Annotated in this window: 1 protein-coding gene; it reads right to left on the bottom strand. The window is 69.3% G+C overall.

Translation table 11 applies throughout. The annotated features are described in order from the left end of the window. Window positions 1-348 (bottom strand): amidohydrolase family protein (locus E0702_RS15965; RefSeq protein ID WP_165927567.1); only part of this gene is annotated, 348 nt, incomplete at both ends.

Raw genomic sequence — 348 nt, 5'->3', positions numbered from 1 at the left:
GACGAGCGCGGTCTGGAGCGGGTTGCCGGTGCCCAGCGCGTTCCAGGGGTCCATCACGTCGTCGTGGCCGAAGGCCACGTTCACCCCGGCCGCCAGCATCTCCTTGACCTGGGTGAGGCCGCGCCGCTTGGGATAGGCGTCGAAGCGGCCCTGGAGGTTGAGGTTCGCGAACGGGTTGGAGACGAGGTTGATCCCGGCGCGGGACAGCAGCCGTTGGAGTTTGAAGCTGTACGCGCCGCCGTAGGAACCCATGGCCGTCGTGTGGGAGGCCGTCGCGCGTTCGCGCAGCCCCGTGCGCAGCGCGAGGGTGGCCAGGACCTCCACGAACCGGGACTGTTCGTCGTCGAT

The organism is Halomonas marinisediminis, from assembly GCF_004347715.1.
GTDB lineage: Bacteria > Pseudomonadota > Gammaproteobacteria > Pseudomonadales > Halomonadaceae > Halomonas > Halomonas icarae.
The sequence above is the reverse complement of the archived record's forward strand: the minus strand, read 5'-3'. Positions and strand labels throughout refer to the sequence as shown.